The following is a 9,599-nucleotide window of genomic DNA, read 5'->3' on the forward strand; positions in this document are numbered from 1 at the left end:
AGCAGGGTGTAGCAAGCGTAGTCGTTCTCTTCCGGGTAGCTGTGCCACAGGCTGCGGACAAACCCGGCGAACTCCCGCGCATCACTTCGTTCCTCGGCGATGAACCGAATGAGCGCCTCCCACAGCTTGTAGTGCATCACCCCGTCGAGGGCATCGTGCTTGAACCACGCCGTCGCGATCCCCATCACCTCACCGAGCACGTACGCGTCCGGGTTCTCCTCCTTCGCCACCCGGCGGACATCCCGGACGAAGTCCGGAGGGAGATACTCCACCGTGTCCAGCCGCCAGCCATCGATCTTGTATTCCCGGATCCAGTGGCGCACCACAGAGAGAAGATGCTTCCGCACCGCGGGGTTTTTGTGGTTCCACTCTGGCATCACCGGCACCCCGGCCCAACACGCGTAGTTCGGACCCGGGGTCTGGATCACGCGATCTCCGTGGATCGTAAACCAGTCCCAGTACTGCGAGCCCTTCCCGTTTTCCATCGCATCGCGGAAGAACGGATGCTGATCGGAGCAGTGGTTGAACACCCCATCGAGGATGATCCGCATCCCGCGGGAATGCACGGCGTCCACCAGCTCCCGCAGTGCTGCGTTCCCCCCGAGCGTCGGGTCGACCTCGAAGTAATCGACGGTGTCGTACTTGTGGTTCGACGGAGCGGTGAAGATCGGGGTGAGGTAGAGCGCGGTGATGCCAAGATCCGATAAGTAATCGAGTTTCTGAATTATTCCGACTAGATCGCCGCCGAAAAACGAGCTGCGGGTCGGTTGCTCACCCCACGGCCGCACCCCTGGCGGATCGTTTCTCGGATCTCCATTACAGAACCGATCGGGAAATATCTGGTAGAAGACCGCGTTACGGACCCACCCCGGAACCATGTTATTCCCTTTTCATTCCTTCACCGAACCACGGGTGAGCCCGGAGACCAATAGCCGCTGGGAGAGGGCGAAGATCACCAAAAACGGGATTGCTCCGATGAGGGCGCCGGCGGCGAACGTCCCCCACTGTTTTCCCCATTGCGTCCCCAACAAGAGGTTCAACCCTACCGCGAGGGTGTAGCGTCGGGTATCGGAGAGGAGGATGCTGGCCAGGATGTACTCCGAGTAGATGTTAATGAAGGTGAGAACGAAGATGGTAGCGAGGATCGGCTTAGCAAGGGGCAGGACGATCCGCACGAACGCCTGGAAATGAGTCGCGCCATCGACGAGAGCCGATTCCTCAAGCGATCGGGGGATCGTATCGAAATATCCCTTAGTCAGCCAAGTATTGAACCCCATCGCTCCCCCGAGGTAGACCATGATCAGCCCAAGGTGGGTGTTCAACCCCATCCAGGGGACGACCTTTCCCAATTGAAGGAGGAGGAGGTATATCGCTACCATCGCGAGCATCTGGGGGAACATCTGGACGAGAAGGAGCCCCAGCAGCCCCACGCGCCGACCGCGGAACCGGAACCGGGAAAACGCATACGCAGCGATAGAGGTAAGTAAGACAGTAAGCACCGAAGTCACAATTGCGATCTTCAAGCTGTTCCAGAGCCAGATTCCATACGGATGCTGCGGGTTGGTGAACAGTTCCACGTAATGGTCCCACGAGATGCGTCGTGGGATAAACCGCTGCAGGTTCATGCTGTTGGTTGGGTTGATCGAAGCGGAGAACACCCACAGCACCGGGAAGAGAGAGAACGCAATCATAACCCAAATCACAAGATGCCGGATCACGCTTCCGAGTACTGTGTGCTTGCTATACATTCTTGCTCAAGTCCTCCAACGCCCCGGTGAGGCGGAAGTTGAACGCACTGATCGTGGCGATGATGATGAAGATGATCATCGATACGGCCGCTGCCAATCCCATTTGATTCCCCCGCGCCCCTTCGAACGCGAGCTTGTAGGTATAGCTGATCAGGATATCCGTAGACCCGGCTGCTGTTTGTGCTCCTGGGATCGGCGGTCCCCCTTTCGTCAGGAGCCAAATCAGGGTAAAGTTGTTAAAGTTAAACGCGAAACTGCCGATGAGAAGTGGAGCAAGCGGCATCAACAAAAGCGGCAGGGTGATCTTGGAGAAGCGGTCCCACCACCCGGCTCCGTCGACGAGCGCCGCCTCGTACAGCTCACCCGGGATCGATTGCAGCGCACCCAACGAGACGATCATCATATACGGATACCCGAGCCACAAGTTGACAAGGAGGATCGATACCTTCGCCCATATCGGATTATCGAGCCAAGGGATGTAGAAGTGGAAAATGTTCAACAAGACGTTGTTTATAATCCCCATATTGGTGTTAAGGAGCCCCTTCCAAATGAGGATGGAGATAAACGCGGGAATGGCGTAGGGAACGATGACCAACACCCGGTATATCCTCCGCAACCGCAGGTAGGGATCGTTTAACAAGAGGGCGAGGATGAGCCCAAGGGCGAACGTGGTGAGGACGCTCCCCGCCGCGAATAGGATCGTCCACAAGAAGACGCGCCCAAACGGCCCGGCGACTGCCGGATTTAGCACCAACGAAACGTAATTCTTCCATCCGAGCCAGACCTTGAACCCGGGGTAGAGCTCCTCTCCGTCGGATGAGGTGAAGAATCCATCGACAGCGCGGTAGACCTTCCCCGTCTCGCGATCCACCATCTCGTCCTTCTCCGCGTCGTACGAATAACGCCGGGTGGCGAGCTTGAACGCAGTGAGGCTGTTCAGTCGGAACGCCTTATCCATGTACGGGATGACGAGGCTCTCCAACCGCGGAAGCGCCTTGATGATCTGCGGCATACTCATACGCGCGTAAGACAAAAACCGATCAGGTTTACCATCCCCATCCTCGTCCACGAACCGCTCATCAGGGTAGCGGACCGGGCTCAGCTCTCCCTGGAAGAACAAGAGATCATTCGCATCGACGTGGAGGAGAATTGCCAGATCTCCGTTTTGGTCCTGAAACGCATCGTAGGTATACGCCGGAGCGTCGGGAGGAACGAAGAACCTGCCGGTGATCTGTTCGATCGCTTGTTCTTTCGTGAGGAGATGTCCTGTCCCAAGGTTGGTGAACGAGACGGATATCGTGTACCCGATCGGATAGACGACGAATGCAGTGAGGAATATCAGCCCGGGAACGAGGTAGCGCAGGGGATAGGCGCGGGGGGAGAAATAGATGTAGTTTATCCCTCCGGCCCCGACCACGAGGAGGACGGCCATGCCGTACGCCCCGTGGAGGACGAGGATCACCCCGGCCCAGATCGTCAGGGCGCCGACGATCCCCAGTGCCAGGATCTTCGCTGCGTTTAGCCCCAGATATCGCATTTCGATCGAGAATGGGGCCGGCCGCAGCCGGCCCCTGATTCAGTCGCTATTGGCACTTGAGCAGTGACTTGATCTTGGCGACCGCGTCATGCATCGCCGATTCCGGGTCCTGCTGCTGGTTGACGATCAGCTGGAGCGCATCGGACCACGCAGACCAGACCGAGCCCATCTCCGGGATCTTGGGCATCGGATACCCGTTGGCCGCGCTGGCGGCGAAGCCCTGGATATCCGGATTGTCCTTCAGCTCGTTCAGAGCCGGGAGATAAGCGGGCGGGCGCTGTCCCTTGTTGTACAGCTCCATCATCACGTCCTTGTTCACCAAGAAATCCTTGATGAACAGGTTGGCGAGGACCTTGTTCTCGGAGAACGCGCTCACCATGAACCCCTGCACTCCCACGAAGACCTTGGGCTTGTGCCCATTGATCGGAGGAATAGGAGCGACACCGTAGTTAATCCCCGCCTTCTGTGCATCAGGGAGGGTCCACGGACCACCGATCATCATCGCCAGTTTCCCGTCGTTGAACAGCCCGGTCACCGTGCCGTAGTCAGCTCCCGGGACCTCAATCCCGTCCTTGACCATCTGGTCGAGGATCTTCGCCCCCGCGATCGCTCCCTCGTTGTCGAGGCCGATGTCGCATGGATTGAGTTTCCCATCAGGAGTCGTCCCGAAGATGTACCCACCGCCGGCAGAGAACAGGGCGAAGGTATGGTAGGGGTCAGGTTCCTGGATCAAGAAGCCGTACGTGCCGGCTTCCGGATCGGTGAGTTTCTTCGCCGTGGCAAGAAGGTCCTCGAACGTGGCCGGAACTTCCGGGACAAGGTCCTTGTTGTAGATCAGGGCAACGCACTCGGTCGCATAGGGGAGACCGTACAGCTGCCCACCCCAACTGAACGCATCGATCGCCACCGGATCGAAGTCCTTGACAACGTTTGTCGGGAGGACGATCGGCTCGATCAACCCGTTCTGGATCAGCTCGCCGAGCCAGTCGTGCGCGCCGATGATGATATCCGGCCCCTCGCCGCTCGGTCCCGCGGTGGCGAGCTTACCGCGGATGTCGCCGAATCCGACTTCCTGCACCTCAACCGGTACCCCATAGGCATCCTGGAACGCTGTTGCCACCTCTTGCAGGACGGAGGCCCGTGTCTCATCAGCCCATATGATCAATTTTCCCGCTTCGCTTGCGGACACCGCCAGGAACAACCCGGCGACCATCGTCAGCGCAATCAGTACTACAAACGCCTTTTTCATGCTTCTAACCTCCTCTTTGCGGTTGAATTTTCCTCGCTGGTTCCGAAACGCCCTCTTTTCGCCTGCTGCGTGATCACCTCCTTTTTATCTCGCAGGTTCTACCTGTACAGGGATGAGCGTAACGAAGTGCCTTCCCTGCGCGCTGTAACTGCCGAGTATCTGTGCCTGCGTATGATCAGAAGGGGCCAGGTAGTCGTAGATCTGCGGCGCCCACATGGGATCAGGGCAGCCACCGCCCGACCATTCTCCTGCTTTGGGACCAAGTGCGCGGATGTAGTCCTTGCCATATCCGTCTTGAGAACCGACGAGGACATAGTGCCAACCGGTGATGTTCGGAACGATCGACTTGGGGATGGTGACGATGATCCGTCCCTTCTTCGGATCGGAAGCTACCCCGACAAGGGTCGGTCCCTTTCCATCAGCGGTCCACAGGTGACGCCCGTATGCAGGCCATCCGGCGATCCGCACAAATACGTCCCACGGATGATCCGGATCGAACTGCACTTGCGCCGCCTCTGCCCCCTTCGGCAAGTCGGTTCTCCCACCATCCTCAACGTCCATGAACAGAAGAATGATTGGATGCGAGAATCCCTGCGGTCCGTTCCACGGGTTGGGAAGCGCAGTAAAGTCGAACGCGAGCTGCCAGTTCTTCCCGGCGTCGTACACGGTGTATTTGATCAGGTCGAACAATCCCTTCTGCGCGAAGACTTTGTTCGTGGGATAGGTGTAGGTGCCGGGACCGTTGTCGTCACCGGCGGGATCGGTCATGGAGAAGATCTCTTTCCCTTGCACCAGGGTGGGAACCTGGGCCAAGGCTGGCCGAGCCGGAGCCCGTCCGCGGAGCTTCCCTTCCTCTTCCAGCGTAAGCCCAAGCGTCACCGACTTGCCCGGTTCGATTCCCAGCTCCTTGAACGGGATCTCGAACTCAACTACATCCCCCACCACCGCTTTGCGAGAGAGGAGGGTGGTGATAGAGGAGGCATAGCGCCAGTTCCCGTTCCCGTCGGCGCGGTAATAAGAGACGACGCCTGTCCCGTCCTGTTTGACCTTAGCGAAGTTCAGTTCCACCGACGCCCCGAGGGCGAACCCGAGTTGAACGCCAGAGTAGCGGGCTGCTATGTTCGCCGGTTCTCCCACCTTGCCGGAGGTGTAGAGGACAAGCCTAACGTGTTTCCCGATCAAGTCGGAAGCCGGCTCAGCAAGGCGCACCATGACGTAGAGCGAGTTCTCCTTATACCCAACTGCAGCGTGGGATATCTCCCCCGCCCCGGTGAACCCGGCCGCCTCGCTCCATTCATCCGGCTTTGTCACCACCCCATCGAGGGTCGGGTTCACCTCCCCGAGACTGGCGGTCGTGGGATTGACCAGCCGGAGGAACAGGACGCGCGGGATCTTACCCTCTGGTGTCCCAGCGGCGCGGTATGCCGCGATCAGGTGCGTCTTGAACAGCCAATCGAACATGTCGTCCGTGCCGGAATCCTGATCCGAACCGTACCACCAGAACCAGTCCGACCCTTCGGCAGCGTAGATCGCATCGAGCGCCTGCAGGGGATCGCCAGCCCCGTTTACCACCTTCCGCGCTGCGTCCAGCCGGGCCCATGCCTCGTCCTCCTCCGGCTCCCCGATCCAGGTGGACAGATCCCCGGCCCACGATCCGGTAGCGATGTGATCGATGGTACGGCCTGCGGGATGTCCGGCGAGGAACTCCGCCGGGGTGACGGTCTTCACCGTGTCATCGGTGGAGAGAGCACTGTACAGGGCGCGCAGGAAGCTTCGTCCGTTGTTCGGGTAGCCGGCCATGAACATCCAGTTCTCACCGTCAAGGGCAATCACCAGCAGGTGGTCCTCTGGATCGGAGAGTTCGCGCCATATCTGGTGTAATTGGCTCATGAAGTCGGTGACGGCGAATTCAGTCGGCTTATTCCCGTAGGAGAATCCAATCTTGTTGGATAGGTCCGGATCGCGGAACAGGACAGTGATCTTGCCATAGTTCCACGGGGTGGTGAGCTCATCCACGTTCGGAGTATGCCCTAAGCTCTGCGCAAGGATCCCCTTATCGGTGACCGTCCATTGGAATCCAGCCTGCTCAAGGACTTCCATCGCTTGGTCTGAGACCGCCTCTTCCGGAGGCCAGACACCAACCGCCTTTCTCCCGAACAGCTTTGCGTGCTGCGCTTGTGCCTGGTCGATCTGACCATACACGTCCTGTGCCAGTCCCTGCTGGCACAGAAGCGGGATGATCGGATGGTAGAACGGGCTCGTGATGAGCTCGCTTCCCATCCCCTGTACCTTGTTGTACGCATCGACCACCCAGGAGAGGACGGTGTGCTGCGCTTCAATCAGTCGGATGATGTCGTCCTTGGTGAACCCGGTCTTCCCCCGCAGCCCGATGAGTCCGAGCTGCTTATGTAACTCCGGTGAAATCTCCCACAGAAGGGATAGCCCGGCAGCATCCATCAACTCCTGATTCGTGAATGGGCGCGTGTCCTTAATCTTGTTCAGCGCAGTGTAGCGGGGATCATAGTAGGGATCGTTGTCATCGTCGTCGAACATGTACCCGTTGATCCAGAAGAACTGCGTCTGCATGTCCTTCCGCTCCGTGGGTGTGAGGGATGCGGGAGCGGTGATCAGCTTCCAGATCCATTCCAGATGATTGTCGACTGCCCCGATGTACTGATAAAGCCCGCCCTTGGCCCGCTCAGCCGGGGTTATCTCCACGTAGTCCAACAGCTGCTTGAGCAGGCTCGGCTGGAGGTTGTAGGTAACGTGGATATCAGGATACTCCGCGAGGATGCGAGGGGAATCGATGTACTCCTGCACCCCGTGCACTCGCACCCAGGGGAGCACATACCTGCCTGTCAGCTCATCTTGGTAAAGCGGTTGATGTTGATGCCAGATGATCGCCAGGTTGAGCGGCCCCTTTCCTGCCCATGCCACAGTTCCGATGAGAAGAATGATCCCCAAAAACGCCAACGCCTTACGCACGCGCATCACCTCCGGTAGATATGCACATCTCTATCCTCCTGCGTCGATACCGCCCAAACCCCGGCTTCCCCTTTCTCCACCACCAGCTCCCTTCCCCTGTCCGTCCGCGCCCCGATCGGCCCGGCGGAGACGACCATGAGCCGCTCAGCCGGACTGGCGAGCCGGAGGTGCCAACCCCTGTTCCACACAGCCTCCTTCACCACTCCGCCGGGGACGAACATCCCCTGAGATCCCAGGGGGGCGATCCCCTCCTCCTGAGGGATGAGGACAAAGTAGGCGATCCGCCCCGGCGGGATCGTTCCACTCTTTCACCACTCCGCCAGGGACGAACATCCCCTGAGATCCCAGGGGGGCGATCCCCTCCTCCTGAGGGACGAGGACAAAGTAGGCGATCCGCCCCGGCGGGATCGTTCCACGCAGTTCCGGGACCACCTCGCCCTGCAGCCCGTCCCAGATCAAGTGTTCTCCCGGAAGCGGCGGGGCGAGGGAGAACTCGGCCTCTTCCGCGGTGGTGTTGAGAAGGATGAGGTATCCCCAAACAGCCTCACCGGCGCGGTGTTCGGTGAGGAACGCCACGACATCATCGTTCACCGTCGACCAGAGCGGAAACGGCGGATGGTCGGGCCGGGCGATGGTCCCATCCGGGAGGAGCAAGCGCTGCACAAGCCCGGGATCGGTCATCCCTGGCCCATCACCGATCCCGACCGGCCCACACGACAACGCACGTAATATCGCTTCTTCTTCTGGATGATCGCCCCCCAACCCGGGATGTTTCCGTGTGAGGAACAAATCGTGAAACGGCGCCATCCCCAGCGAGTAAAGAACCAGCCCCATGAACAGGTTCTGGCGATGAAGCTCATGCGGGGGGACAAAGCCGTCCTTCAACTCCGGATGTCCCCTCCGTTCCGCTTCGTCCAGCGCCTCCGGCTGGCTGAACAGGTAATCGGTGTGAACCCGCCCGGCGATGACGTTTGGGTGCTGTGTCGCGGCAAGGTTCATCCCCATCGTCTGCATGCACAGAAGGACGTCCAACCCGTCTGCTGCGAACGCCTCCGCCATCCCGTCGAACCACGCCTCAGCCGCGGTCGGCTCGGCTCGCAGCCGCCGGGTCAGGTGCTGCTGGGTGCGCAGCCAATCGTGCCAGGCGACGATCGCCCGCTCCCGGACAAGACTCGCCGCCACCTTCCGGTAGAACCCAGGATCGGATCCGTCCGTCCCGTACGCGTTTTCCTGGCTCAAAGCGGAGAGATGGAGGACGGTGGACAGACCGGCCGATGCGGCGATCTCCCCGATCCCGCGTGGGTACTTCTTCGGATCCGGCACGTACTCGAGCGCCTGTCCGATCTGCGCATAGGGGTACCACAGGTCGAGCCCGATGTACCCGAGCGGGATCCGCAATTTCTTGAGTCCATTCAAGACCTCGGTGAGCCCCTTCTCGTCCAACCTGCGGATCGGCTCGGTGTAGTAGCCCCCGTATGCGTTCCACCAACCGAGTTTAGACAGGGCAGGATGGGAACCAGGGATCGGGCGTTTCTTACCGCTCCGGGAGAGGAGGTGATCCCCCAATCTCATGAGGGCAGCGGTTATGTCATTACCCCACGCAATCAGGGTCTCCAGTCGGGTTCCGGCCGGGATCCGCTCCACCGCCCCGTGCAGCCCGCGGCCCACCCCATCCGGGGTCTTGACAAGCGGGCTCGTGAGGAACAGGTTCCCCGGCGCGATAGCGACAGCGTTTTCATCGTCGTAGACTACAAGCGGAGCGAACGCCTCATCCGGGAGCTCCCTCATCCCCCTTCCCAGCTTGGCCGTCGGCCAATACCCACCCGGGTAGCCGTCGTCTTCCCCGCCCAGTCCGAAGGTGGTGAGGAAGAACCCAAGGTCGGGAGCGAGGCGGAAATGGGGAAGCAATACCCCAGGAGAGGTGAACGAATCCCCGCGGGAGATCCCGGTTATATCCCGGTGAACCACGACGGTGATGAGAATCAGATCGGAATAGGCGTGGAGAACCATCTCCAACCACGGGGTTCCGGCGTAAGAGTACTCCCGCCGCAGCCGGATGAACTCCCTGCCTGCCGCGCTC

At 59.9% G+C, this 9,599-nt stretch carries 7 protein-coding genes; all 7 read right to left on the minus strand.

The window, feature by feature from the left end; genetic code table 11:
* A partial coding sequence (locus J7J55_01235) for a glycoside hydrolase family 13 protein (GenBank protein ID MCD6141331.1) occupies positions 1-878 on the minus strand: 878 nt, incomplete at its 3' end.
* A gap of 12 nt (positions 879-890) precedes the next feature.
* Complete coding sequence (gene malG / locus J7J55_01240) at positions 891-1,748, minus strand: maltose ABC transporter permease MalG (protein MCD6141332.1); 858 nt, start codon at positions 1,746-1,748, stop codon at positions 891-893.
* Positions 1,741-3,285 (minus strand): maltose ABC transporter permease MalF, encoded by a 1,545-nt coding sequence (gene malF / locus J7J55_01245; GenBank protein ID MCD6141333.1) that lies wholly within the window; start codon positions 3,283-3,285, stop codon positions 1,741-1,743. Before malF ends, malG begins: the two co-directional genes overlap by 8 nt.
* 46 nt (positions 3,286-3,331) lie before the next feature.
* A complete protein-coding gene (locus J7J55_01250) occupies positions 3,332-4,534 on the minus strand; it encodes a maltose ABC transporter substrate-binding protein (protein ID MCD6141334.1) in 1,203 nt (400 codons plus the stop codon).
* A gap of 84 nt (positions 4,535-4,618) precedes the next feature.
* A complete protein-coding gene (locus J7J55_01255; protein MCD6141335.1) occupies positions 4,619-7,525 on the minus strand; it encodes a hypothetical protein in 2,907 nt (968 codons plus the stop codon).
* Positions 7,525-7,719: a hypothetical protein gene (locus tag J7J55_01260; protein ID MCD6141336.1), complete on the minus strand. Its 195-nt coding sequence runs from the start codon at positions 7,717-7,719 to the stop codon at positions 7,525-7,527. The genes J7J55_01255 and J7J55_01260 overlap by 1 nt, the downstream gene beginning before the upstream one ends.
* Positions 7,664-9,599 (minus strand): hypothetical protein (locus J7J55_01265; GenBank protein ID MCD6141337.1); only part of this gene is annotated, 1,936 nt, incomplete at its 5' end. The genes J7J55_01265 and J7J55_01260, both read right to left, overlap by 56 nt.

The sequence above is a fragment of the Candidatus Bipolaricaulota bacterium genome, assembly GCA_021159055.1.
Taxonomy (GTDB): Bacteria; Bipolaricaulota; Bipolaricaulia; order UBA7950; family UBA9294; genus S016-54.